Source organism: Geodermatophilus sp. SYSU D00697, from assembly GCF_054050175.1.
The window spans coordinates 130,067-153,004 of the sequence record NZ_JBJGYV010000005.1; the positions used below are offsets into that span (position 1 = coordinate 130,067).

Here is a 22,938-nt window from a genome sequence, read left to right on the forward strand (position 1 = left end):
CCCGACGGGGCACTCTCCTGCGCGGGGGCGTGCCCAGAGCGGGCCTCCCGCGAACATCGGCGGTGGCGTCGGCGGTGTGCTGACCAGCCCGGACCTGGCCTACCGTGGCGGATCGTGACCACCGAGCACCTGGAGATCGAGCGCAAGTTCGAGGCCGACGACGCCTTCAGCCTGCCGAGCCTCGACGTGGACGGGGTGGCCGCGGTCGGCGCGCCGGACGAGCAGGAGCTCGAGGCCACCTACTTCGACACCCCCGACCTGCGGCTGCTGCGCTCCCGGGTCACCCTGCGGCGACGCACCGGGGGCTCGGACGCCGGCTGGCACGTGAAGCTGCCCGCCGCGGCCGGCGCCCGCCGTGAGCTGCACCAGCCGCTCGGGCGGGCCGGCCGGACGGTGCCCAAGGCGGTCGTCGCCCCCGTGCTGGGCCTGCTCGGGACGGCGACGCCCGGCCCGGTCGCCACCCTGCGCACCCGCCGCGTCGTGCACCGCCTGCTCGACGACGAGGGCCGGGTGCTGGCCGAGGTCGCCGACGACAGCGTCGTCGGCACCGCCCTGGCCGCCGACCCCGGGGAGCCCGCGACGGTCACCACCTGGCGCGAGCTCGAGGTCGAGCTGGTCGGCGGCGACGAGGTGCTGCTCGAGGCGGTCACCGAGCGCCTGGTCGCGGCCGGCGCCCGGGTCTCGGCGGTGCCGTCGAAGGTCGGCCGGGTGCTCGACGGCCGGGTGCCGGCCGCCGGGCCGGAGCGCGAGCCGGCGACGGCGCCTCCGGGGAAGAAGGGCAAGAAGAAGCAGGAGGGTCCATCGGCGGGGGACGTCGTCCTGACCGCCCTGGCCGGCCAGCTCGCCGCGCTGCGCGGGGCCGACCTCGCCGTCCGCACCGAGCAGCCCGAGGGCGTGCACGACGTCCGCGTCGCCTGCCGCCGGCTGCGCAGCATCCTCGCCGCCTTCCGGCCCGTGCTGGACCGTGAGCAGACCGACCCGCTGCGCGACGAGCTGCGCTGGGTGGGCGAGCAGCTGTCCGGCGCGCGGGACGGTGAGGTCGCTCTCCAGCACCTGCGCGAACTGGTCGAGGCCCAGCCGGTGGAGCTGGTGCTCGGGCCCGTCGTCGCCCGCATCCAGCAGACCACCGTCAAGGACCACGAGGCCGGCTCGCGGAAGGTCGCCCGGGCCCTCGCCGACCGCCGCTACCTGCGCCTGCTCGACGCCCTCGACGCCCTGCTGGCGGACCCGCCGGTCACCGAGGCGGCTGCCGACCCCGCGCCCGCGGTGCTCGCCGACGCCGTCCGGCGCACCGGCAAGCGCCTGCGCCGGGCGGTCGAGGCGGCGCGGTCGTCCGAGGGCGCCGAGCGGGAGCACGAGCTGCACGAGGCCCGCAAGGCCGCCAAGCGGGTCCGCTACACCGCCGAGGTGGCCTCCGACGTGCTCGGCGCCCCGGCGGCGGAGCTGGTCGACCTCATGAAGCAGGTCCAGGACGTGCTGGGCGCCTCGCAGGACACCGTCGTCACCCGCCAGTACTGCACCCGTCTGGGGCGGGCCGCCTTCGCCGCCGGCGAGAACCCCTGGACCTACGGCCGGCTGCACGGCCTCGAGGAGGGTCGCGCCGCCGCCGCCCAGGCGGAGTTCTGGACGATGGAGCCGTCCCTGCGCAAGGCGATCCGCGCCGCCGTCCGCGCCTGAGCTCGCCGGTCCCTCCAGAACCCCGCCGGTCCCGAGAAGCCCGCCCCGAGAAACGAGGCCCCCGCTGTCCCTCATCGGCCTGCTCGGCTTCGGCACGGTCGTGCTGCTGGCCCTGGTCCTCCTGCACTCCTACCTCTGGTGGCGGCTGGTCCGCAGCACCACGCTCCCCGGGCCGGCGCGCAGCCGGCTGACCCTGCTGACGGTCGTCCTGGCGCTCCTGCCCGCCGGCGCGGTGCTGCTGCGCCGCGAGGACTCCGCGGCCACCACCGCCCTGCAGTGGGTCGGCTTCAGCTGGCTCGGCGTCGCGTTCTACCTGTTCCTGGCGCTCCTCGCGCTGGAACCGGTGCGGCTGCTCGCGCGGCGGTGGGCGGGCGCCGGGCAGCGCGCGTCCGTGCCCGTCCCCGCCGGGACGGCGCCGGCGGACACCATGCCGGAGGCCCCGGCGGAGGCCGACACCGTCGCCGACCCGTCCCGCCGCCTGCTGCTGGCCCGCGGGCTCGCCGTGACGGCGGGGGCGGTCGCGCTCGGGACGGCGGGCACCGGCGCGTACCTGGCCAACTCCGCGCCCGTCGTCCGGCGGGTGCCGGTGACCCTGCCCGGGCTGGACCCCGCCCTGGACGGCCTGCGGATCGTCACCTTCTCCGACGGGCACCTGTCGGCCACCTACGGCGGGCGGCGGTTCGAGCGACTGGTGGAGACGGTCAACGCCCAGCGCCCCGACGTCGTGGCGATCGTCGGCGACCTGGTCGACGGCGACGTGGCCGACCTGCGCGAGGACGTCGCGCCGCTGGGCGACCTGGTCAGCGGGCAGGGGGTCTACTTCGTCACCGGCAACCACGAGTACTTCGTCGACACCACCGCCTGGCTGGACCACCTGCCCACCCTCGGGGTGCAGGTCCTGCGCAACGAGCGGGTCGCGGTCCGCCGCGGCAGTGCGTCGCTCGACCTGGCCGGCATCGACGACCGGACGGCCGCGCGCTCCGGCGTCCCCGGTCACGGCGCCGACCTCGACGCCGCGCTGGACGGCCGCGACGACGCCGTCCCGCTGGTGCTGATGGCCCACCAGCCGTGGATGGTCGAGCAGGCCAGCGCCGCGGGCGTCGGGCTGCAGCTGTCCGGCCACACCCACGGTGGGCAGCTGTGGCCGTTCGACTACGCCATCCGGCTCGACCAGCCGTCGGTCGAGGGGCTGTCCCGGGTCGGCGACACCCAGCTCTACGTGACCACCGGCGCCGGGTACTGGGGGCCGCCGATGCGGGTCGGCGCCCGGCCGGAGGTCGCCGTCGTGGAGCTGCGGGCGCCCTGAGCCGACCCGACCGGGGTCAGAGCTCGCGGAGGGCGGCCAGCACCTGCTCGGCGACCTCCTCCAGCGGCACCCGGCCGTCGGCCTCGGCCCAGCGGAGGAGGATCTGGGTGTAGGCGGACAGGCTGGCCGCGACGACCACGTCCGGCAGGCCGCTGGCCGAGTCCTCGGACTGCACCAGACCGAGCACCATCTCGGCGGTGGCCCGCTCGAAGGTCGCCGCCCGGGTGCGCAGGCCCGGCGTCGCGACGACGACCCGCCACCGGGCCAGGAGCTCCTCGCGGTCCTCCCCCTGGTAGCCGGCCAGCCAGCCCAGGATGCCCCGCCGCACCCGCTCGGCCACGGTGAGCCCCTCGCTCATCGCGGGGAGGACCTGCTCGACCTCCTCGGCCCGGGGCATCGGCAGGACGATGTGCTCCTTGCTCGGGAAGTGGTCGTAGAAGGTGGGTACTGAGACCCCCGCCGCCGCGGTGATGTGGGCGACGGTCACCTCGTCGTAGCCACGTTCCTGGAACAGCCGCATGGCGCAGGCGTAGATGCGCCGGTGCGTCTCCTGGCGGCGCCGGGCGCGGGGGTCCTGCGACACGCTGTCCAACCTGCCATCCTCCGGGCATCCCGTACGGAGGATGCGATACCGCGTGGTGCTGGCGTGCAGCCTCTCATCCCGTCGGATCGGGACACTGCCGTGGTGCGCGGAACGATCCGGGTGTGCCCCGGCGCGGCCCGGACGGTGGTGGGTGGCAACCACGACGGCGCGCTCGTCGTCCGGGTGGCGGCGCGCCCGGTGGAGGGCCGGGCCACGGAGGCGGCGCTGACCGCGGTGGCGGCGGCCCTGTGCGTGCGGCGGCGGCAGGTGTCCCTGGTGAGCGGCCCGACCAGCCGGACGGAGGTCGTGGAGGTCGAGGGCGGCGACCGCTCCCGGCCGGCCGCTCTCCCGGGGGATGACACGACCGGCTGAGACAGACGTCTCAGACGACCAGACGTCTACCTGTCCAGTACCTTTGCTGTCGTGACCAGTGCCGTGTCGGGACCGAAGTACCTGTCGGTCCGCGAGCACCTGCGCCGCCGGGTGTCCGCGCTCCCCGAACACACGCTGCTGCCTCCCGAACCGGTCCTCTGCGCCGAGTACGGGGTCAGCCGGATCACCCTGCGCCGCGCCGTCGACGGCCTGGTCGCCGACGGGCACCTCGTGCGTGAGCAGGGCCGGGGCACCTACGTCACCCGCCCCGCCATCCGGCACGAGTACCGCGAGAGCTTCGTGCACCGCATCGCCGGGTTCAGCTCGGTCATGACCGAGCAGGGCGCCCAGGTGGGCACCACGGTGCTCACCCAGCGGATCGTGCCGGTGCAGCCGCCGGTCGCGGCCGAGCTGGGCCTGGAGCCGGCGACCGACGTCGTCGAGCTGGTCCGGCTGCGCAGCCTCGACGGCGTCCCCAACCACGTCGCGCACAGCTTCATGGCCGCCGCCACCTACCCCCGCGCGGCGGAGGAGGACTTCAGCGAGGGGTCGCTCTACGACTTCCTGCGCCGGGAGTACTCCGCCGACCTGGCGCACGCGCGGATCGTCGTCGACGTGGGGACGGCGGCGCCGGACGAGGCCGACGTGCTCGGGGTCGTGGCCGGGTCGCCGCTGCTCGTCGTCCGGACGACGGTGCGCGACAGCAGCGGTCAGCCGCAGGTGCACAGCTTCTCGCGGCTGCGCCCGGACGTCAGCCAGGTGGAGTTCGAGGTCTCCGTCGGCGGCCGGTGAGGGGGTGGGCCGGCGCCGACTACCGTCGGCGGGGATGACCACCGTCAGCGGCACCCGCGAGGTGCCCTTCGACCGCGTCCGGGTGTGGCGCGCCCTCGCCGTCCTGGCCCCCTACTGCACGGTGTGCGACGTCTCCTACGTCGTCGACGGCGCCGGGTCCCCGGGCGTGGGGACGACGTTCGTCTGCGTGCCCGGCCGGCTCGACGACGGCGCCCAGCCGCCCGCCGGGGCGCCGCGAGGCGAGATCGTCGAGTGGGAGCCCCGGCGGGCGGTCACCACCCGGCTGGAGCTGACCCCGGAGACGTGGACGACGCGGATCGAGCTGGCCGACGCCGACTCCGGCGCGACCCGCGTCACCATCACCGTGAGCCACGAGCCCCGCACCGGCGGCCGGCTGGCCCGGCGGCTGCAGCGCGGGGCGGTCCGGCAGATGGTGCAGCGGACCGTGGACGGCGAGCTGGACCGGCTCCCCGCGCACGTGGAGGTGTTGTCCCGGAGCTGAGGAAGGATCACGATCGGGTGACCGGCAGGTGTGCCGCGGTGATCTTGGGGTAGCCACCTCGCCGAACGGGTGTGCCGACTGGGGCGCGCCCGAGGACGCAAGGAGGAAGACGTGCAGATCCTCGGTCTCATCGTCGTCGGCCTGATCATCGGGGCGCTGGCCCGCCTCATCAAGCCGGGCAAGCAGCGGCTGAGCATCCTGATGACGCTGGTCCTGGGCGTCGTGGGTGCACTCATCGGCGGCGTCGTCGCCAGCCTGCTGGGCACCGGCGACATCTGGGAGCTCAACGTGCTCGGGTTCATCGTGGCCGTGATCGCCGCGGTGGTGCTCATCGGCGTCGCCGAGGGCCTCTCGGGCGGTCGCAACCGCGCCGTCCGCTGACGCTGCGCCCGGGGGACCCGGCCGACCTCAGAGGTCGACCGAGTCCCCCGGGGACAGCCGGCTGTAGGGGGTGGGCGTGCCGGGGCCGCGCTCGCCCAGCCAGCCGCCGTAGACCCCCAGCCCCTGCTCACTGAGCAACGCGTCGTGGATCGCGTACGCCTGGTCGGCGTCCACCGCGCGGACGTAGTCGATGACGTCGGAGACCTTCGACCAGGGGGCGTGCACCGGCAGCAGCAGGGTGGGGACGGGCACCTCCGGCACCGTGAGGGCGTCGCCGGGGTGGAAGACCTGGCCGTCCACCAGGAACCCCACGTTGAGGATCTGCGGGACGTCGCGGTGGATCACCGCGTGCATCTCCCCGTGCACCGTCACGTCGAACCCGGCCGCGGTGACCGCGTCGCCGTGGCCGACGACGTGCACCCGCCCGCCCAGCCCGTCGAGCTGACCGGCCACCGAGCGGTTGCTCCACACCTCCAGCGCCGGGTCGGCGTCCATCGCCGCGCGCAGCACGTCGGCCGCGAAGTGGTCGAAGTGCTCGTGGGTCACCAGGACGGCGCCGGCGCCGTCGAGGACCGCCGGGTCGGTGAAGGCGCCGGGGTCGATGACCAGCCGCCGGTCACCCTCGCTGAGGACGACGCAGGCGTGGCCGTGCTTGGTCAGCTCCATGACCGCATCCTGCCCCGCCGCCGTCGGGTCGGCGATCGGGTGGCCGTCTCACCCCTCCGGGGGAGGGCACCGGGACGGGCCGTGTCCCTCCCGGCCCCCCGTGCCGACCGTCTCCGCATGAGCACCTCCACCCTCGCTCCCGCACCCACCTACGTCCCGGCCCGCAGCCGCGCCCACGGCCCCACCGCGGCCCTGTGGCACGCGGTCGAGCTGCACCGGCCCACCGCCGAGCTCGACGGCGCCTGCGAGCTGACCCTGTGCGGCTCGCTGGCGCGCATCACCGTCGACGAGGCGTGGCCGACGCCGGCCCGCGACGTCTGCCCGGCCTGCGTCGTCCTCACCCGCTGAGGGAGGACCCCCGCTCCCGCCGGGAGAGGACCCCGTCCTCCCCTGGCACTCCGCCCGAGCGGGTCCTCCTACTCCCCCAGTTCGGCCCGGAGCCGGGCCAGCAGGTCCGACCGGTTGCTCGCCCCCAGGCGCTGCCGCATCCGGGACACGTGGTGCTCCACGGTCTTGGCGGAGATGTAGAGCCGCCCGCCGATCTCGCGATAGGTCTGCCCGGCCACGACGAGCCGGGCCACCTCCCGCTCGCGCTCGGACAGCGCACCGCTCGGGGCCGGCGCAGGCGCACCCTCCGCGGCCGGCCGGGGCGCGGGTGCCGTGGGTGCGCCCTCGCAGCCGGCGCTGTCGGCCAGCGTCCTGGCGCAGCCCAGCAGCAGCGACCGGGCCTTCTGGTCGGTCGCACGGGCCGCGGCCTGACCGGCCAGCCGCGAGCCGTCCCACCCCAGCCCCACGGCGGTGAGCTCCTCCGCCGCGGCCACCACGCTCGCCGCGTCGACGTCGCCGGCGAGCACCCGCATCCAGGACCGTCCCGCCCGGGCCAGGGTCGCCGCGTAGGGGCTGGTCCGAGCTGCGGCGACCAGGGCCGCCGCGTGCGGCCGCAGCCGGTCGGGGTCGTCGGCCAGGATCGCCGCCTGCGCGCCGCTCCAGTGCAGCGACGTCGCCCACAGCTGCGGATCGCCCAGCCGCCCCAGCAGTGCCTGCGCCTCGGCCAGGTGCGGGCGGAGCCGGTCGTCGTCCTGCAGCCGGGTCGCGGCCACGATGAGCTCGCCCAGCGGCAGCAGCGTGAACAGGTCCACCGGGTGGCGGACCACCGCCTCCCGCGCGCGCACCCACGCCCGCACCAGCGCGGGGACGTCGCTGCTGCGGCGGGCCAGCCCCACCTCCAGGGCCTGCAGGAACACGTCGTCGCGCGGCTCCAGGGCCGGCGTCCCCTCCTGGGCCGCGGTCATCTGCGCCGAGTCCTGCGCCGCCGCCATGAGCTCGCGGGCGCGGGTCAGCCGTCCGGCCAGCATCGCGATCCAGGCCAGGAGCAACCGGTGGCGCGGCCGGCACGGCGGTCCGCCGAGGTCGGCGTCCACCGCCCGCTGCAGCACCGACTCGGCCACCCCCAGCTCGCCGCTGTGCAGCGCGACCAGCGCGGCCAGCGCCGCCGGGGTGTCCACCAGCACCGCCGTCCGCCCGACCGGCTCGAGCAGCGCCGCCGCCCGGGTGAGCGTGGACAGCGCCGCGGAGATGTCGTCGGCGGCGTTCTCGCCCGTGCGCAGCGACTGGGCGACGCCCTGGGCGGTCAGCTCCTCGCTGACCGACAGCATCGTGGGCACCCCGCGCACCGCGCCGGCCTCCCCGAGGACGGCCCGGGCCTCCTCCGGTGCCCCCGTCGCCAGCAGCGCCAGCGCCGCGGCCCCGGCGCGCTCCGGGCCGGCCAGCCGGCAGAGGTCGGCCGCCCGGCCGAGCAGCCCGCGCTGGGCCAGCACGGCCGCGGTCACGCCCGCCGCCCGCGCCCGGTCCGGAGCGGCCGGGTCGGCCAGGGCAGTGTCGGCCCACTGCAGGGCGCCGTCGAGGTCCCCGGCCAGCACCGCGGCCTGGGCCCGCCGCGCGGCCAGCCCGGAGACCGGTGCCCCGGTCCGGGCCGCCTCGCCCAGCAGCTGCCCGGCCAGCGCCGGGTCGGCAGCGAGCGCCGCCTCCCCGTGCCGTTCCAGCAGCCGCGCCGCCCGCGGGTCGCGCACCCGCTCGGCCGCCAGCCGCCGGGCCAGCTCCACCGGCTCCTCCCCGCGCTCGAGCAGCAGCGACAGCAGCTGCCGGCGCGTCCGGCGGGTGATGTCGGGCGGGGTGGTCGCGAGCAGCACCTGCGCCACGATCGGCACCACCGCACCGCCGGCCAGCAGCAGGCCGCTCGCCCGCGCGGCGCTGATCAGCTCCGCCGCGTCGAGGGGTGGCACGCCGAGGAGGTCGCCGAGCACCTCGTCGTCCAGCGGAGCCCCGGCGGCGACGGCGTGCAGGAGGGCCCGGGTGCCCTCGTCGACCGACGCCAGGCCGGCGCGGGCCCGGTCGCCGACCTCCTCGGGCACGACCAGCCGGACCGGCTGCCCCGGGACGGCGGACCCGGGCCCGCGCCGGGCCAGCGACCGCAGCAGCGGGTGGACCAGCGCGGGGAGCCCACCGGTCTGGGCGAGGACGGCGTCGACGAGCCCCGGGGCCACGGCCTGTCCCAGGTGCTCCCGCGCCCAGCTGCGGACCTGCGCGCGGTCGGCGTGCCCGAGGACGACGGCGCGCCGGTCGGCACCGACCTCGGCGAGCAGCGCGGTCAGCGGCCGCGGCCGGGGCCAGGGCCGGTAGGCGATCGACACCCGGGCGCCGGGGTGCCGCAGCAGGTCGATCAGCCCGGCCGCCGCCGCCTCGGTCAGCCGGTGCGCGTCGTCGACCACGACGGCGAACTCGTCGGGGAGGTCGGCCGGGTCGATCGGCGCGGCCTCGAGCACCGGCAGCCCCGCCCTGCGGTGGGCCGCGGCCAGCTCGGTCAGCAGCAGCGTCTTCCCCGTCCCCCCGGGGCCCTGCACGGTCACCGGGACAGCGGGACGGCCGGGCGGACCGGCCAGCTCGCGGACCGCGTCGGGTCCGCAGTCGGCCAGCAGTGTGCCACCGGCACCGATGTCGGCGATCACAGCGCCGCCGTGGCGGAGACGGTGTCGCCGGCCGGGTCCGGCGCCGGGGCCGGGTCGGGGGCGGGCTCCGGCTCGGGCTGGGGCTCGGGCTCCGGCTGGGGCTGGGGCTCGGGGTCGGGCACCGGGTCCGGCTCGGGGTCGGGCACGGGGTCCGGCTCCGTGATCGGCGCCGGGTCGGTCGGCGGGGTCGTGGTGGGGGTGTCGCTGGGCGGCGTGGTCGTCGGGGTGTCGCTGGGCGGCGTGGTGGTCGGGGGGTCGGTGGTGGGCGGGGTGGTCGTCGGCGGCGGCGTCGTCGGGTCCTGGCCCGTCGTGGGGGGCGGGGTCGAGCCGGGAGCCGGCGGGTTCGTCGTCGTCCCGCCCCGGGGGGTGGAGGCCGTGCCGGGCGCCTGCGGGGCGCCGGCCGCGGGGGTGTCCGCGGCGGCCGCGGCGCCCCGGGTGGCGGTGGCGACCGCCGCACCCAGCCCGCCGCCCGGCAGCACGCTGCCCGGGTCGACCGCCGGTGCGCGGCCCGCGCCCGCTCCCTGACCGCGGCCCGGGGCGGACCCGGCGGACTCCGCGGACTCGGCGGCGGGCGTGGTGCCCCCGACCGCGGCGCTGCCCGAGGCCACGACCTCGCCGTCCTGCACCTCGGCCACCACCCCGTCGGTCGGGACGCTGGTCAGGTCCACGCCGATCACGCCGGCGATGGCCGGGGGCAGCAGGACCAGGCCGAGGAAGCCCCCGGCAACGACCGCACCGCGCCGGACGCGGGAGCCGCGCGCGCTGCCTGCCGGGCGCAGCGCGCCGCCCGGGCGCCGGGTCCCGGCGACGAGCGCCCTCGGCCGCCGGGGGGTGACCCCGGCCGGCCCGGGGGCCTCCCCTGGGGGGACGGCGAGCTCGGGAGGGGAGTCGGCCGGGACGGCGACCGTGGCGTCGACGGGGGCGGGGTCGTCGGTCTCGGCGGCGAGCAGCCGCACGGCCACCAGGGCGTCCGCGGCGAGCGCGGCCGCACCGAGAGCGGCTGTGAGGGCCGGGTCGGGGGAGACGACGAGGGGCCTGCCCAGCTCGCCGGAGAGCACCTCGGCCACCAGCGGGACGCGGACCGCGCCGCCGGCCAGCACGACCGCGTCCAGGTCGGCGAGCTCCACCCCGGCGGCGGCGAGGGCCTCGGTCACCGCCGACACCGACGCGCGCACGGGCCCGTCGACGACCTCGTCGAACTCCTCGCGGGTGAGCCGGACCGGTCTGTCCGGGCCCTCGGCGGCCACCAGGACGGTCGTCTCGGCCGACAGGGCCTCCTTGGCCGCGGTGCACGCCGCGCGCAGCGCCCGGGACGCGGCGGCGTCGGCCGGCGTCCCGGCGCAGCGGACGACGTGCGCGACGACGGCGTCGTCGAGGTCGCGCCCACCCCACGGCCGGGGGACCGGGGGGACCCCCAGGTGACCCAGCGGCTCGTCGGGGGTGGGGCCGACCACCGCGGTGTCCAGCGTGCTGGCGCCCAGGTCGTAGACCGCGACGGTGGCGTCGGGCGGGATGTCCCCGCAGGTCACGTGGTGGTGGGCCGCGGCCACCGCGCTCGAGACGAGGGAGAACCGGGGGACCCCGGCGTCACCGAGCGCGCGGGCGAGCACCGCCCGGCGGTGTCCGCCCCAGGACGGCGGGACCGTGACCACGGTCCAGGACTCCGGCCGCCCCGCGTGCCGGGCGGCCGCCTCGCGGATGCGCTGGACCGCGCCGGCCGCCAGCTCGGCGGCCGCGACCGGACGGTCGCCCGCGTAGAGCGGAGCGGGGTCGCCGACGCGGGCCAGGACGTGCGCCACCAAGGCCGCTCCCTCGGCCGCCCCGAACGACACGCGGCCGTCCTCGCCCACGGTCAGCGCGGCCGGTGCCGTCGCCCCGGACTCCCCGATGACCAGCGCCTCTGCGCCCGCCGCACCTCCCTCGTCGCCGTCGCACACCGCGGCGGAGATGGCTCCGTCGCCGATGTCGATGCCCAACCCGTACTCGCCGTTGCGCACAGGTGCCCCCTGATCCGCATTCCGCAACCCCGGCGCCCTGTGTCGGACCGGCCGGGTCCTCCGAACGTATGACCCGCCCGCACCATCTGTCCCGCCCGCCACCCGCCACGGACGGATGCGGACCGTAAGTAGGGGGCGACACCCCGCAGCCCCTAACGCTCAGTCAGCGCACACCCCCCATCGGGGTGACGAGGATGGGGGGATCGACCCCGATGCCGGGGGAGCCCCCCGGCGGCTGGACTGCCGCTGCCAGCCGGCCGATGGCGGACCGGCTCCCAGACCCAGGAGTGCCAGCCATGTCGACTCTCGCCAGCTCGTTGCTCGACTTCATCCTCGACCTGTTCCGCGACCCGGCGAAGGCCGCCGCGTACGAGGAGGACCCGGAGGCGGCTCTCGACGCCGCCGGCCTGACCGACGTCTCGCCGGACGACGTCGCCGACCTCATGCCGATGGTCGCCGACTACTCCACGGTCGGCGGCTGGAACGGCGGCAACGGCGACTCCTGCGACGGCGACGGCGGTGCGCGCCCCGCCGGCGTCCAGTCCCGCAGCGACGACGAGGACGTCCGCGAGCACTCCGGCGGCTCCGCCCACCTGCCGGCCCGCGACCAGGACGACGACGAGGACGACGACGACACCCAGGGCGGCTCGGGCCACGGGCACGCCCCGGCCGGGGGTCACGAGACCGTCGTCATCACCCACCTGCAGGAGATCCAGTACGAGAACCACGAGACCCACGTCTCGATTGACGCCTCCCACAGCATCTGGGTGAGCGGCGACGCGCAGGCCATCTTCGGGGACGACAACGTGTTCGTCGGCGGGGACGGCGTGGCCGCCGGCGGCGACGTCGACGGCGACGTGACCCAGATCGACAACGAGGGCGGCATCGTCGCCGGCGACGACGTCGAGGACGTCACGATCGACAACAGCGACAACTCGGTGAACGACTCGTACAACGACAGCTACGACGTCTCCGGCGACGGCAACGCCGTGGGCCGCGACAACGACGTCGACACCGAGATCGACACCGACATCGACGTGGAGAACTCCGGCAACACCCAGAACGGCGACGGCAACGTCGCCGGGAACGGCAACGACACGGACAACTCCACCGACGTGGAGGTGGACGTCGAGGACTCGTTCAACGAGGACAACTCCGACAACTCGGTGAACGACTCGGGCAACGACAACTCCGACAACTCGGTGAACGACTCGGGCAACGACAACTCGACCACCACCACGACCGAGGTGGAGGTCGAGGACTCGTTCAACGACAACTCGACCGACGTCGACGTGGACGTCGAGGACTCCTTCCAGGACAACTCCGACGACGACGGCGTCGACGACTCGCTCAACGGCAACGAGCTGACGCAGGACAACAGCCAGTACACCGACAACAGCGAGTACACCGAGGTCGAGGTGGACGTCGAGGACAGCCTCAACGACAACTTCTCGGACAACTTCTCGGGCAACGAGGTCGAGGACGTCACCGCCGGCTGACCACTCCCCACCGGGTCCCGGGCGCGCCACGGAGGCGCCCGGGACCCGGGCACGTTCCGGGCCGGCTCGCACGCGGATGGTAATACCGGGGTGACTGGAGGCGACCATGGCGACGACAGCACAGGTGATCGACCGGGCGGTGGCGCTCGCGGAGGTCTGCGAGCGGCCGGACCTGCACCGGCGGCTGCTCCAGGCGCGGGAGCGCTCCCGGACCCCCGGGGTGCGGGTGCTGGTCGTGGGCGAGCCCAAGCAGGGCAAGAGCTCGCTGGTCAACGCCCTGGTGGGCGCGCCGGTCTGCCCGGTGGCCGACGACGTCGCCACCGTCGTCCCGACGGTCGTGCGCAACGGGGAGACCCCCCGCGCCACCCTCGTGCTGGCCACCGGACCGGCCGCCGAGGCCGGGGCCGAGGTCCCCACCGAGCGGGTGCCGGTGCCCATCGACCAGGTCGCGGCGCGGGTGACGGGTACCGACGAGCGGCTGGTGCAGGCGGAGGTGGAGCTCCCGCGGCGGCTGCTCGACGGCGGCCTGGAGCTCGTCGACACCGCCGGTGTGGGCGGGGTGGGCACGGTGCGGGCGCTGCGGACGGTCGACCTGCTGCCGACCGCGGACGCCGTCCTGCTCGTGTCCGACGCGAGCCAGGAGTTCACCGCCCCGGAGATGGCCTTCCTGGAGCAGGCGCGCGGGCTGTGCCCGACGGTCGTCTGCGTCCTCACCAAGACCGACGCCTGCCCGCAGTGGCGCACCGTCCTCGAGCTCGACCGCGCCCACCTGGCCGGCCGCGGCATCGAGGCGCCGCTGTTCGCCGTCTCCTCGGCGCTGGCGCAGCTGGCGGTGCAGCACCGGGACCGGGAGCTGCACGAGGAGTCCGGCATCGGGGCGCTGGTCACCCACCTGCGCCGCGAGGTCGTCGACCGCGCCGAGGTCCTCGCCCGGCGGGCGCTGGTGCACGACCTCGCCGCGGTCACCGAGCACCTCTCCCTCGCGGTCCGCACGGAGCTGGCCGGGCTGCAGGACCCGGCCGGCCGGGAGGAGCTGCTGCGTGGTCTGGAGGAGGCCAAGGCCGCCGCCGACGACCTGCGCCGCCGCTCCTCGCGCTGGCAGCAGGTGCTCGCCGACGGCGTGACCGACCTCATGAGCGACATCGACTTCGACCTGCGCGACCGGTCCCGGGTGGTGACCCGGGAGGCCGAGGAGGCGATCGACGCCCAGGACCCCGGTCCGGCCTGGGCCGAGCTGGCCACGTGGCTCGACCGGCGGATCGCCGCGGCCGTCGCCGACAGCTACGTCTGGGCCGGCCAGCGCTCGGAGTGGCTCGCCGAGCGGGTGATCGAGCAGTTCTCCCGGGACGGCGGCGCCGCGGTCCCGGCCCTGTCCGTGGGGGCCGCCGGAGACGCCCTGGACAGCCTGGTCGACCTGCCGGAGATCGACGAGGGCGCCATGACCCTGCGCGAGCGGGCGCTGATCGGGCTGCGCGGGTCCTACACCGGCGTCCTGATGACCGGGCTGGTGACCAGCCTGGCCGGGATGGCGATCATCAACCCGATCTCGCTGGCTGCCGGCGTCCTGCTCGGGCGCAAGGCCTACAACGACGACAAGAAGCAGCGGGTGCAGCGGCGGCAGTCCGAGGCGAAGGCCGTCGTCCGCCGGCACCTGGACGAGGTGGTGTTCCAGGTCGGCAAGCAGCTCAAGGACCGGCTGCGGACCGTCCAGCGCACCCTGCGCGACCTGATCACCGACACCGCGGAGGAGATGTCCCGCTCCCTGGCCGACGCCGTGGCGGCCGCGCAGCGCTCGACCAAGGAGGCCACCGCCGAGCGTGACGCCCGCATCCGCTCGCTGCGGTTGCGGCTGGACCAGCTGGACCGGCTCGCCGCCGAGGTGCGCCAGCTCAACCGGACGGCGGTGGCGGTCCCGTGACGCTCACGGCGGGGGCACCGGCGGCGGTCCTGGACGACGTCCGGGCGCTGCTGGACGAGGCGCTGGAGCGCTACGCCGACCGGCCCGACGTCGCCGAGCGGCTGCGGGCGCAGCGGCGGCGGCTGGACGAGCCGCTACGGCTGGCGCTGGTCGGGCGGGTCAAGTCCGGGAAGTCGACCCTGCTCAACGCCCTGGTGGGGGCGCGGATCGCGCCCACCGACGCCGGCGAGTGCACCCGGGTGGTGACCCTCTACCGGCACGGGGCCACCCCGAGGGCGGTCCTGCACGGCACGGACGGGCAGACCCGCACGCTGCCGGTCCGCCGGGCCGACGGCGGCCTGCAGCTGGAGCTCGGCGGGACCCCGCCCGAGGAGGTCGCCTCGCTGCTGGTGGAGTGGCCGGCCCCCGACCTGCAGCCGGCCACCGTGGTCGACACCCCGGGCATCTCCTCGCTGTCGGGCGACACCAGCGCCCGGACCCGCACCTTCCTGGACGGCGACGACGGCACCGCGGGTGCCGACGCGGTCGTGTTCCTCACCCGCCAGCCCCAGCCCGAGGACGTCGCCGTCCTCGCCGGGTTCCAGGCCGGCGCGGCCGCCGGGGCGCACGCCACCACGATCACCGTGCTCTCCCGCGCCGACGAGGTCGGTGCCGGCCGGCTGGACGCCCTGCACGCTGCCGGCGCGGTGGCCCGGCGGATGTCCGAGGACCCCGAGCTGCGGGCGGTGAGCGCGGCCGTGGTGCCCGTCGCCGGGCTGCTGGCGCTGGCCGGCCGCACCCTGCGGCACGGGGACTACGTCGCGCTGCGCAGCCTGGCCACCGCCGACCAGGCGCAGGTCGCCGCGATACTGCTCACCCCCGACCGGTTCTGCCGCGCCGAGGCGCCGGTGCCGCTCGCGCAGGACGTCCGGGCCGCGCTCCTGGACCGGCTGGGCCTGTTCGGCATCCGGCTGTCCCTCGCCCTGATCCGGGCCGGCGTGCCCGACGCCTCGGCCCTCGCCGTGGAGCTGCTGCAGCGCAGCGGGCTGGTCGAGCTGCAGCGGCTGATGCGCGTCCACCTCACCGACCGGGGGGACGCGCTGAAGGCGGGGACGGCGCTGCGGCTGCTGCAGGCCGTGCTGGAGGAGCACCCGGTGGACGGCGGCGACGCGCTGCGCGCCGGCCTGGAACGGGTCCGGCTGGCCACCCCGGCCCTGGCCGAGCTGGAGCTGCTGGCCCGGGCGCGGTCGGCCGACAGCCCGCTGCCCGAGCAGCTGCGGCCCGACGCCGAGCGCCTGCTCGGTGCCGAGGGGACCGGGCCCGCCGCCCGCCTGGGGCTGCCCGCGGACGCCCCGCACGCCGACCTGCGGACCGCGGCGTTCGAGGCGCTGGGCCGCTGGCGCGCGGCCGCCGCAGACCCGTTGGCCCGTCGGGCGAGCGCCGACGCCGCCGGCGTCGTCGTCCGCTCGTGCGAGGCGCTGCTCGCCGAGCTGGACGGCTGGGGGACGTCAGCGGCGGGCGCCCCGGCAGAACGCGCGGGCGGAGCGGCTGAGGAGTGGGACGAGCGCGACGACGAACAGGCCGGCGGCGAGGACCAGCGCTAGCCGGTCGGTGTCGGCGTCGCCGGCGACGACGCTCTGCGCCACGTCCAGGGCCAGCAGGATCGGCGCCGCGGTGACCACCAGCGCCCAGCGGGCCCACGTGCGGGCGCGCAGCAGCAGGCCCACCCACAGCAGGGAGAGGACGACCAGTGCGGCGACGCTCGCCAGCACCAGGACCATCGTGGCGCGCACGCCGTCGGCGACCAGGTCGGCGGAGGCCGCCGGGTCGGTGGCGGTGGCGGTCTCGGTCAGCCGGGCCCGCAGCGCCTCGGAGTCCAGCAGCGCGGCGCCCAGGCCGGTCAGCGCCGCCACGCAGCCGGCCCACCACAGCGCGGCGGTTGCCCGGACCGTGCCCGGCACCTCCGGCCGGGGACGGCCGACGGGCGCGGCGAGGTCACTCGTGGTCGCCGGGCGCGGGGGCGGCGGCGGGGGGAGCTGCTCGACGACGTTGCCGGTGAGGACGACCCGCCGCGGCTGCGGGCGCCCGTCGGCCGTCCGCGGTGCCGGCGCGGTGCGTGGTGGCGGCGTCCGGCCCGCCGGACCCGCTGCTCCGCTCCGCGTCCCCCGCGACCTCGCGGACTCCGTCACGTCTCCCCCTTCCGACGACCTCGCGGGAGCCTGTCATCGCGAACCGGGGGTGACCGTCTCGGTACGGGGCGCGTCGGCAGGACCCGGTCGTGTCGACACCCTCAGTGACCGGTGAAGCGCGGCGTGCGCTTCTCCAGGAAGGCCTCCACGGCCTCGCGGTGGTCGGCGGTCTGCCCGAGTTCCTTCTGCAGCCGTGCCTCCAGGGCCAGGGTGTCCTCGAGGGAGTCGGTGGCGGCGGTGGCCAGCACCGTCTTGAGCGCCCGGTAGGCGGCCGTGGGGCCGGCGGCGAGGCGGGCGGCCAGTGCCTGCGCCTCGGGCAGCACCTGCTCGGGCTCGACCACCCGGTGCACCAGGCCCCAGGTCGCCGCCGTCTCGGCGGGGAAGGGGTCGGGCAGCAGCAGGATCTCCGCGGCGCGGGAGCCGCCGACGCAGTGGACCAGCCGGGAGGCCAGCGCGGAGTCGCTCGACAGCCCGATCCCGGTGAAGGCGGTGGTGAACTTCGCGCCGGCGGCGGCGATCCGCAGGTCCCCGGCCAGCGCGATGCCCAGGCCCGCCCCGGCGCAGGCCCCGTTGACCGCCACCACCACGGGCACGCGCAGCGCGGCCAGGGCCAGGACCAGCGGGTTGTACTCGTCCTCGACCACCGACAGCGAGCTCGCGGCGTCGCCCCGGAGCGCCTCGACGTGCTGGGCGAGGTCCTGCCCCACGCAGAACGCGCGGCCCCGCCCGGTGAGGACGATGGCCCGCACCGACCCGTCGGCGCCGACCTCCCGGACGACGTCGAGCAGCTCGCGGCGTGAGCGGTGGGTGAGGCCCGGCTGCAGCAGGGTGATGGTCGCGACGCCGCCGGCGTCCTCACGGGTCACGGTCTCCGGCCCAGTCGCCTCGGGCATCGTCGCCCCACCTCGTCTCTCGTCGGTCCTGCGGTCGGGCCCGTGCGGGCTCGGCGCGGGCGTCCTCCCCGCCCGTGCGGGGTCCACCCCCACTGCCCACGGTGAGGGAGGACCCAGCACGACCAGGTCACCTGATCACGGCCGGGCCCGAGGAGGTCACCCGGTGGGCGGGTTGTCCCGCAGCTCCCTGCGGAGGATCTTCCCCGTCGTCGTCTTCGGCAGCTCGTCGACCAGCTCCACCGACCGCGGGTACTTGTAGGCGGCCATCCGCTCCTTGGCGAAGGCGATGACCTCCTCCGGGGTCGCCGTCGTGCCCGGCTTGAGCGACACGAACGCCTTCACCGACTCGCCGCGGTAGGCGTCGGGGACGCCGACGACCGCCGCCTCCCGCACAGCCGGGTGCCCGTACAGGACGTCCTCGACCTCGCGGGGCCAGACCTTGTACCCGGCCGCGTTGATCATGTCCTTCTTGCGGTCGACGATGTAGAACCAGCCCTGCTCGTCCATGAACCCGACGTCGCCGGTGCGCAGCTCCCCGCCGGGCAGGGACTCGGCGGTCGCCTCGGGCTTGTTCCAGTAGCCCGGCACGACCTGCGGCCCGGCGGTCGCGATCTCCCCGATCTCCCGCGGCGGGAGCTCCTTGCCGTCCTCGTCGAGGATGCGGACGACGGTGTTGTAGACCGGCACCCCGACCGAGAGCGCGCCCGAGTCCGGGTCCACCGGCGCGGTCCGCCCCAGCGGCACCAGGTGCGACGGCGAGTTGGTCTCGGTGAGCCCGTAGGCGTTGTGGATGTAGTGCCCGGTCAGCGCCTCGAACTGCTCGGTGACCGCCGGGGCGATCGGCGCGCCTCCGGAGTAGATGGCCCGGAACGAGGCGAAGTCCTCCCGGGACACCCCCGGCACCCCCATCAGGGAGATGAACGCCGTGATCGACCCGATGGTGAACGTGGGCCGGTGCTCCCGGATGGTGTCCAGCACCGCCTCGGGGTGGAAGCGGTGCGCCAGCACCAGCGGGCAGCCCACCAGCAGCGCGACGGCGACGTGCGCGACCAGCCCGGTGATGTGGAACAGCGGCGCGATGCCCAGGACGCTGTCCTCCGGCGTCAGCCGGACCCACTCCCGGTAGGTGTAGGCGTTGAAGGTCATCGTGCGGTGGGTGTTCATCGCGCCCTTGGGCACGCCCGTCGTCCCCGACGTGTAGGTCAGGATCGCCACGTCGTCCCCGGAGGGCGCGGGGGCGTCGGGCTGCTTCCCGGCGTGCGTGGAGAGCAGCTCCTCGAGGTCGAGGGTGCCCTCCGGCCGGGTGCGGACGACGTCGCCCAGCACCCGCGGGTCGTCCCGGGTCTGCCGGTCCAGCGCGGAGCAGGTGACCACGGTGCGCACCTGCGTCTCCGGCAGGACGTCGCGGGCCACCCCGGTGTAGAGGTCCTCGAGGCACAGCAGCGCCGTGGCGCCGGAGTCGCCGAGCAGGTAGGTCAGCTCGCGCGCCTTGTTCATCGGGTTGATCGCCACCGCCGCGCCACCGGCCTTCCACGCGCCGAGCAGCCCGATGACGAACGCCGGGTCGTTCTGCACGTACAGGCCCATCCGGTCGCCCGGGGCGAACCCGGCCTCGGTCAGCCCCACGGCCAGGGCGTCGGAGGCGGCGTCGAGGTCGGCGAAGGTGAGGACGCCGTCGAAGTAGCGGATCGCGACGGCGTCCGGCGCGGCCGCGAGGGAGGCCTCGAAGACCTCGAGCATCGTGGCGTGGTCGGGGGTGATGTCGGCGGGCTGGCCCTCCGCGTAGAGGGCCAGCCACGGCCGCTGCTCGTAGGTCGACATCGCCGTCACTTGATGGCGAGGGGGTTGACCGGCGAGCCGGTGGCCCGGTGCACCTTCAGCGGCGCGGCGGCGTAGAGGAACGTGTACTGCCGGTCCGCCGCGCAGTCCTCGGCCAGCGCCTCCAGGTCGCAGATCTCGGTCAGCGTGACCCCGAGGTTGCGCATGAGCGCGCAGTGCAGGGGCAGCGCGGTGCCGTTGTTCGGGTCGTAGGTGACCTCGTTGGCGATGGTGTCGGTGACCAGGTTGGGGATCTCCATCTCCTGGAACCAGCGCACCAGCTCGGGGCTGTAGACCAGGCCGGGCTCGTTGAAGCCCTCGTAGAAGGCCTCGCCCTGGTCGTAGAACAGCTGGAGGAAGTTGGTCCGGATGACCAGGACGTCGTGCTGCTCGATCCGGGTGCCCTGGGCCTCGGCGCAGGCCATGAGGTCCTCGTGGGTAAAGGTCTCGCCCTTGTCGAGGGTGGGCTTCCCGCGGAAGCGGGCCATGTCGAGCAGGATGCCGCGGCCCACGACGCCGCGCTGGGCGATCGGCTCGACGCTGGCCTTGTCCATCCCGCCGACCGTCGTCCGGGCGTCGTAGCCGTTCCAGATCTGCCCGCCGTACCAGACGTGGCCCAGGGCGTCGTACTGCGTGGAGCCCTGCAGGAAGGCGTTGATCTTGTCGTCGGCGTAGTGCAGGCCGCCGGGGAACTGCGGGGCGTCGGGGGAGTCCCAGGTGGACTCGTCGAGGATCATCGTCCGCTCGGCCGGCGAACGCCCCGGCCAGACCGGGTCGCCCTTCGGGTCGCCGATCAGCCGCTGCAGCGTGAAGACCGTGCCCTGCTTGACGTGCTGGATCCCGCGGAGCACCTCCTCGGCGGTCAGGTAGTTGAGCGACCCGACCTCGTCGTCCGGGCCCCACTTGCCCCAGTTGGTGGGCGCGTCGGCCAGGACCTCGGTCATGTCGGGGGCGGCGGGGGGCGGGGTGGGCGCCTGCTCCTCGGCCTGCTCGGCAGCGTTGGTCATCGGGGGACCGTCCTCTCGGCGTTGGGAGGGAACCGGCGGCGGCCGCCGGGGGTGTCCACCGTCACAGTCGACCGTTGCGACTGGCAAGCGTTGGCCGCGTCCGGATCGGGACCGGTGCAACGTCGCCGCAACGCCGCTCCCGGCGGCCCGCGGCCCGCGGCCGGCCCTCCCGCGGCGTGCAACCCGCCTGGGACCCCGCGGATCGGTGAGTAAGGTGAGGCTGCCCTACGACGCCGTCGCGGGGCTCGCCCGTGTCACGGATGGGGTCCCCGCATGGACCAGGCGTTCCTCGCCAGCTACCTGATCGGGCTCCGCGAGGGGCTCGAGGCCACCCTGGTGGTCAGCATCCTGGTCGCCTACCTGGTGAAGTCCGGCCGCCGCCGGCAGCTGCTGCCGCTGTGGGCCGGCGTCGCCCTCGCCGTGGCGCTCTCGGTGCTGTTCGGCGCGCTGCTCACCTACACCGAGACGACGCTGCTGGCCGACTACCGGTCGCGGGAGCTGTTCGAGGCGGTCACCTCGGTGCTGGCCGTCGTCCTGGTCACCTGGATGGTCTTCTGGATGCGGCGGACCGCCCGCAGGCTCAAGGGCGAGCTCACCGGGCAGCTCGAGCACGCCCTGGGGATGGGCGCGCTGGCCGTCGCCGGCGTCGCCTTCCTCTCGGTCGTCCGCGAGGGCCTGGAGACGACGCTGCTCTTCTACGCCGCCGCGCAGGGCGCGACGACGACCGCGACGCCGCTGGTGGCCATCAGCGCGGGCGTGCTCAGCGCCGTCGTGATCGGGGTCGGCCTCTACGCCGGCGCGATCCGGGTGGACCTGTCGCGGTTCTTCACGGTCAGCGGGGTCCTGCTGGTCTTCGTGGCCGCCGGGATCCTCAAGTACGGCGTCCACGACTTCCAGGAGGCCGGCGTGCTGCCCGGTCTCGACGTGCTCGCCTTCGACATCTCCGGTGTCCTGCACCCCGACAGCTGGTACGGGGCGGCCATCGCCGGGATGTTCAACATCACCCCGGCGCCGACCGTCCTGGAGTCGATCGCCTGGGTGGCCTACGTCGTCCCGGTGCTGCTCGCCTTCCTCTGGCCGGCCCGGCCGCGGCCCGCCACTCCCCCGTCCTCCCGCGGCGCCGTGCCGGGGAGCCCGTCGAACCCGGAGACCCACGAGAATGTCCGCGCGTAGCCGTCGCCTCCCCGTCCTCGCCGCCACCCTGCTCGCGGGACTGACCACCGCGGCCTGCAGCAGCGGTGGCGGGACCGGCGCCGGCGAGGGCGCCTCCGGCTCGTCGGCCGCGGACACGATCGCGGTCGCGGCCACCGACGACGCCTGCGACGTGGCCGAGTCCGAGCTGCCGGCCGGCACCCACTCGTTCCAGGTCAGCAACCAGGGCAGCCGGGTCACCGAGTTCTACGTCTACGCCGAGGGCGACCGGGTGATGGGCGAGGTGGAGAACATCGCCCCCGGGCTGACCCGCGAGCTGCTCGTCGAGCTGCCGGCCGGGGACTACCAGACCGCCTGCAAGCCGGGGATGGTCGGTGACGGGATCCGGAACGGGCTCACCGTGACCGGGGAGGCGCCGCAGCTGTCCGAGGACGAGAGCCTCGCCCAGGCCTCGACGGACTACCAGCGCTACGTGCAGAGCCAGACCGGTGCCCTGCTGGAGCAGACGACCGCCTTCACCGACGCCGTCCGGGCCGGGGACGTCGAGGGGGCCAAGGCGCTGTTCCCGGTGGCGCGCACCTACTGGGAGCGGATCGAGCCGGTGGCCGAGAGCTTCGGCGACCTCGACCCGCTCATCGACGGCCGCGAGGGCGACCAGGAGCCCGGCCAGGACTTCACCGGCTACCACCGCATCGAGCAGGCGCTGTGGGTCGGCGGCACCACCGAGGGCATGACCCCCTACGCCGACCAGCTGGACCACGACGTGCAGCAGATCGTCGACCTCGCCAACGACGTGACCCTCGACCCGCTGCAGCTGGCCAACGGTGCCAAGGCGCTGCTCGACGAGATCGCCACCGGCAAGATCACCGGCGAGGAGGACCGCTACTCGCACACCGACCTGTGGGACTTCGCCGCCAACCTCGAGGGCTCCGAGGCCGCCGTCCAGGCGCTGCGCCCCTACCTCGAGGAGGCCGACCCCGACCTGGTGGCCGAGATCGACGAGCGCTTCGCGGCCACCGAGGCGGAGCTGGAACAGTACCGATCCGGCGACGGTTGGGTCCTGTACGACCAGCTCACGCAGGAGCAGCTGCGCGGCCTGAGCGACAGCATCACCGCGCTCACCGAGTCCGTCAGCCAGGTCGCCGCGGTCGTCGCCGACCGCTGACAGCAGCGCGGTCGGCCGACCGCGGATCGAACCCGCG

20 protein-coding genes are annotated in these 22,938 nt (G+C 75.7%); 12 read left to right on the forward strand and 8 right to left on the reverse strand.

Annotated features, from left to right (window positions below; genetic code table 11):
- Positions 1-114 precede the first annotated feature (114 nt).
- On the forward strand, positions 115-1,677 hold the full coding sequence (locus tag ACI79C_RS06880) for a CYTH and CHAD domain-containing protein (protein WP_456944882.1): 1,563 nt from the start codon (positions 115-117) through the stop codon (positions 1,675-1,677).
- Positions 1,678-1,777: 100 nt separating this feature from the next.
- On the forward strand, positions 1,778-2,983 hold the full coding sequence (locus ACI79C_RS06885) for a metallophosphoesterase (protein ID WP_456944883.1): 1,206 nt from the start codon (positions 1,778-1,780) through the stop codon (positions 2,981-2,983).
- Between the two features lie 16 nt (positions 2,984-2,999).
- Here the strand turns inward: ACI79C_RS06885 and ACI79C_RS06890 are convergent, their stop codons facing one another.
- The gene (locus ACI79C_RS06890; RefSeq protein ID WP_456944953.1) at positions 3,000-3,566 is read right to left on the reverse strand and encodes a TetR/AcrR family transcriptional regulator; all 567 of its coding nucleotides are present in this window, start codon (positions 3,564-3,566) and stop codon (positions 3,000-3,002) included.
- 102 nt (positions 3,567-3,668) lie between these two features.
- Here ACI79C_RS06890 and ACI79C_RS06895 point away from each other — a divergent pair, with 102 nt between their 5' ends.
- The 4 genes from ACI79C_RS06895 (at position 3,669) to ACI79C_RS06910 (ending at position 5,613) form a co-directional block, all read left to right on the forward strand.
- Positions 3,669-3,938: a DUF167 domain-containing protein gene (locus ACI79C_RS06895; RefSeq protein ID WP_456944884.1), complete on the forward strand. Its 270-nt coding sequence runs from the start codon at positions 3,669-3,671 to the stop codon at positions 3,936-3,938.
- Positions 3,939-3,989: 51 nt separating this feature from the next.
- Positions 3,990-4,730, forward strand: a complete 741-nt coding sequence (locus ACI79C_RS06900; RefSeq protein ID WP_456944885.1) for a GntR family transcriptional regulator — start codon at positions 3,990-3,992, stop codon at positions 4,728-4,730.
- A gap of 34 nt (positions 4,731-4,764) precedes the next feature.
- Complete coding sequence (locus ACI79C_RS06905; RefSeq protein WP_456944886.1) at positions 4,765-5,232, forward strand: SRPBCC family protein; 468 nt, start codon at positions 4,765-4,767, stop codon at positions 5,230-5,232.
- A gap of 111 nt (positions 5,233-5,343) precedes the next feature.
- On the forward strand, positions 5,344-5,613 hold the full coding sequence (locus ACI79C_RS06910; protein WP_456944887.1) for a GlsB/YeaQ/YmgE family stress response membrane protein: 270 nt from the start codon (positions 5,344-5,346) through the stop codon (positions 5,611-5,613).
- Between the two features lie 27 nt (positions 5,614-5,640).
- On the opposite strand, the gene ACI79C_RS06915 is transcribed toward ACI79C_RS06910, so the two are convergent.
- Positions 5,641-6,279, reverse strand: a complete 639-nt coding sequence (locus ACI79C_RS06915) for an MBL fold metallo-hydrolase (RefSeq protein ID WP_456944888.1) — start codon at positions 6,277-6,279, stop codon at positions 5,641-5,643.
- A 117-nt stretch (positions 6,280-6,396) separates the two neighbouring features.
- On the opposite strand from ACI79C_RS06915, the gene ACI79C_RS06920 reads away from it, so the two are divergent.
- Complete coding sequence (locus ACI79C_RS06920) at positions 6,397-6,627, forward strand: hypothetical protein (RefSeq protein WP_456944889.1); 231 nt, start codon at positions 6,397-6,399, stop codon at positions 6,625-6,627.
- A gap of 68 nt (positions 6,628-6,695) precedes the next feature.
- Here the strand turns inward: ACI79C_RS06920 and ACI79C_RS06925 are convergent, their stop codons facing one another.
- Positions 6,696-9,284 (reverse strand): LuxR C-terminal-related transcriptional regulator, encoded by a 2,589-nt coding sequence (locus ACI79C_RS06925; protein ID WP_456944890.1) that lies wholly within the window; start codon positions 9,282-9,284, stop codon positions 6,696-6,698.
- Positions 9,281-11,281: an Hsp70 family protein gene (locus ACI79C_RS06930; protein WP_456944891.1), complete on the reverse strand. Its 2,001-nt coding sequence runs from the start codon at positions 11,279-11,281 to the stop codon at positions 9,281-9,283. Before ACI79C_RS06930 ends, ACI79C_RS06925 begins: the two co-directional genes overlap by 4 nt.
- 296 nt (positions 11,282-11,577) lie before the next feature.
- On the opposite strand from ACI79C_RS06930, the gene ACI79C_RS06935 reads away from it, so the two are divergent.
- From ACI79C_RS06935 to ACI79C_RS06945, 3 genes are all read left to right on the forward strand, one after another.
- Positions 11,578-12,780, forward strand: coding sequence for an IniB N-terminal domain-containing protein (locus ACI79C_RS06935; protein ID WP_456944892.1), 1,203 nt, complete (start codon positions 11,578-11,580; stop codon positions 12,778-12,780).
- A gap of 106 nt (positions 12,781-12,886) precedes the next feature.
- The gene (locus ACI79C_RS06940) at positions 12,887-14,698 is read left to right on the forward strand and encodes a dynamin family protein (RefSeq protein WP_456944893.1); all 1,812 of its coding nucleotides are present in this window, start codon (positions 12,887-12,889) and stop codon (positions 14,696-14,698) included.
- Complete coding sequence (locus ACI79C_RS06945; protein WP_456944894.1) at positions 14,695-16,281, forward strand: dynamin family protein; 1,587 nt, start codon at positions 14,695-14,697, stop codon at positions 16,279-16,281. Before ACI79C_RS06940 ends, ACI79C_RS06945 begins: the two co-directional genes overlap by 4 nt.
- Here the strand turns inward: ACI79C_RS06945 and ACI79C_RS06950 are convergent.
- From ACI79C_RS06950 to ACI79C_RS06965, 4 genes are all read right to left on the reverse strand, one after another.
- On the reverse strand, positions 16,186-16,866 hold the full coding sequence (locus tag ACI79C_RS06950) for a hypothetical protein (RefSeq protein WP_456944895.1): 681 nt from the start codon (positions 16,864-16,866) through the stop codon (positions 16,186-16,188). The genes ACI79C_RS06945 and ACI79C_RS06950 overlap by 96 nt on opposite strands.
- Before the next feature lie 101 nt (positions 16,867-16,967).
- Positions 16,968-17,759 carry an enoyl-CoA hydratase-related protein gene (locus ACI79C_RS06955; RefSeq protein WP_456944896.1) on the reverse strand — a complete coding sequence of 264 codons (792 nt, stop codon included), beginning with the start codon at positions 17,757-17,759 and terminating at the stop codon, positions 16,968-16,970.
- A gap of 156 nt (positions 17,760-17,915) precedes the next feature.
- Positions 17,916-19,580, reverse strand: coding sequence for an AMP-binding protein (locus ACI79C_RS06960; protein WP_456944897.1), 1,665 nt, complete (start codon positions 19,578-19,580; stop codon positions 17,916-17,918).
- Positions 19,581-19,585: 5 nt separating this feature from the next.
- Complete coding sequence (locus ACI79C_RS06965; RefSeq protein ID WP_456944898.1) at positions 19,586-20,584, reverse strand: cyclase family protein; 999 nt, start codon at positions 20,582-20,584, stop codon at positions 19,586-19,588.
- A gap of 273 nt (positions 20,585-20,857) precedes the next feature.
- Here ACI79C_RS06965 and efeU point away from each other — a divergent pair, with 273 nt between their 5' ends.
- Both efeU and efeO read left to right on the forward strand, forming a co-directional pair.
- Positions 20,858-21,757, forward strand: a complete 900-nt coding sequence (gene efeU / locus ACI79C_RS06970) for an iron uptake transporter permease EfeU (protein ID WP_456944899.1) — start codon at positions 20,858-20,860, stop codon at positions 21,755-21,757.
- Complete coding sequence (gene efeO, locus ACI79C_RS06975) at positions 21,744-22,901, forward strand: iron uptake system protein EfeO (protein WP_456944900.1); 1,158 nt, start codon at positions 21,744-21,746, stop codon at positions 22,899-22,901. Before efeU ends, efeO begins: the two co-directional genes overlap by 14 nt.
- Positions 22,902-22,938 lie beyond the last annotated feature (37 nt).

Excerpts from the sequence above, each read along its gene's own strand:
- ACI79C_RS06915 (WP_456944888.1), bottom strand. The coding sequence starts at position 6,279 with ATGGAGCTGACCAAGCACGGCCACGCCTGCGTCGTCCTCAGCGAGGGT.
- ACI79C_RS06965 (WP_456944898.1), bottom strand. The coding sequence starts at position 20,584 with ATGACCAACGCTGCCGAGCAGGCCGAGGAGCAGGCGCCCACCCCGCCC.
- efeU (WP_456944899.1), top strand. The coding sequence starts at position 20,858 with ATGGACCAGGCGTTCCTCGCCAGCTACCTGATCGGGCTCCGCGAGGGG.
- ACI79C_RS06940 (WP_456944893.1), top strand. The coding sequence starts at position 12,887 with ATGGCGACGACAGCACAGGTGATCGACCGGGCGGTGGCGCTCGCGGAG.
- ACI79C_RS06955 (WP_456944896.1), bottom strand. The coding sequence starts at position 17,759 with ATGCCCGAGGCGACTGGGCCGGAGACCGTGACCCGTGAGGACGCCGGC.
- ACI79C_RS06960 (WP_456944897.1), bottom strand. The coding sequence starts at position 19,580 with ATGTCGACCTACGAGCAGCGGCCGTGGCTGGCCCTCTACGCGGAGGGC.
- ACI79C_RS06935 (WP_456944892.1), top strand. The coding sequence starts at position 11,578 with ATGTCGACTCTCGCCAGCTCGTTGCTCGACTTCATCCTCGACCTGTTC.
- efeO (WP_456944900.1), top strand. The coding sequence starts at position 21,744 with ATGTCCGCGCGTAGCCGTCGCCTCCCCGTCCTCGCCGCCACCCTGCTC.
- ACI79C_RS06920 (WP_456944889.1), top strand. The coding sequence starts at position 6,397 with ATGAGCACCTCCACCCTCGCTCCCGCACCCACCTACGTCCCGGCCCGC.
- ACI79C_RS06905 (WP_456944886.1), top strand. The coding sequence starts at position 4,765 with ATGACCACCGTCAGCGGCACCCGCGAGGTGCCCTTCGACCGCGTCCGG.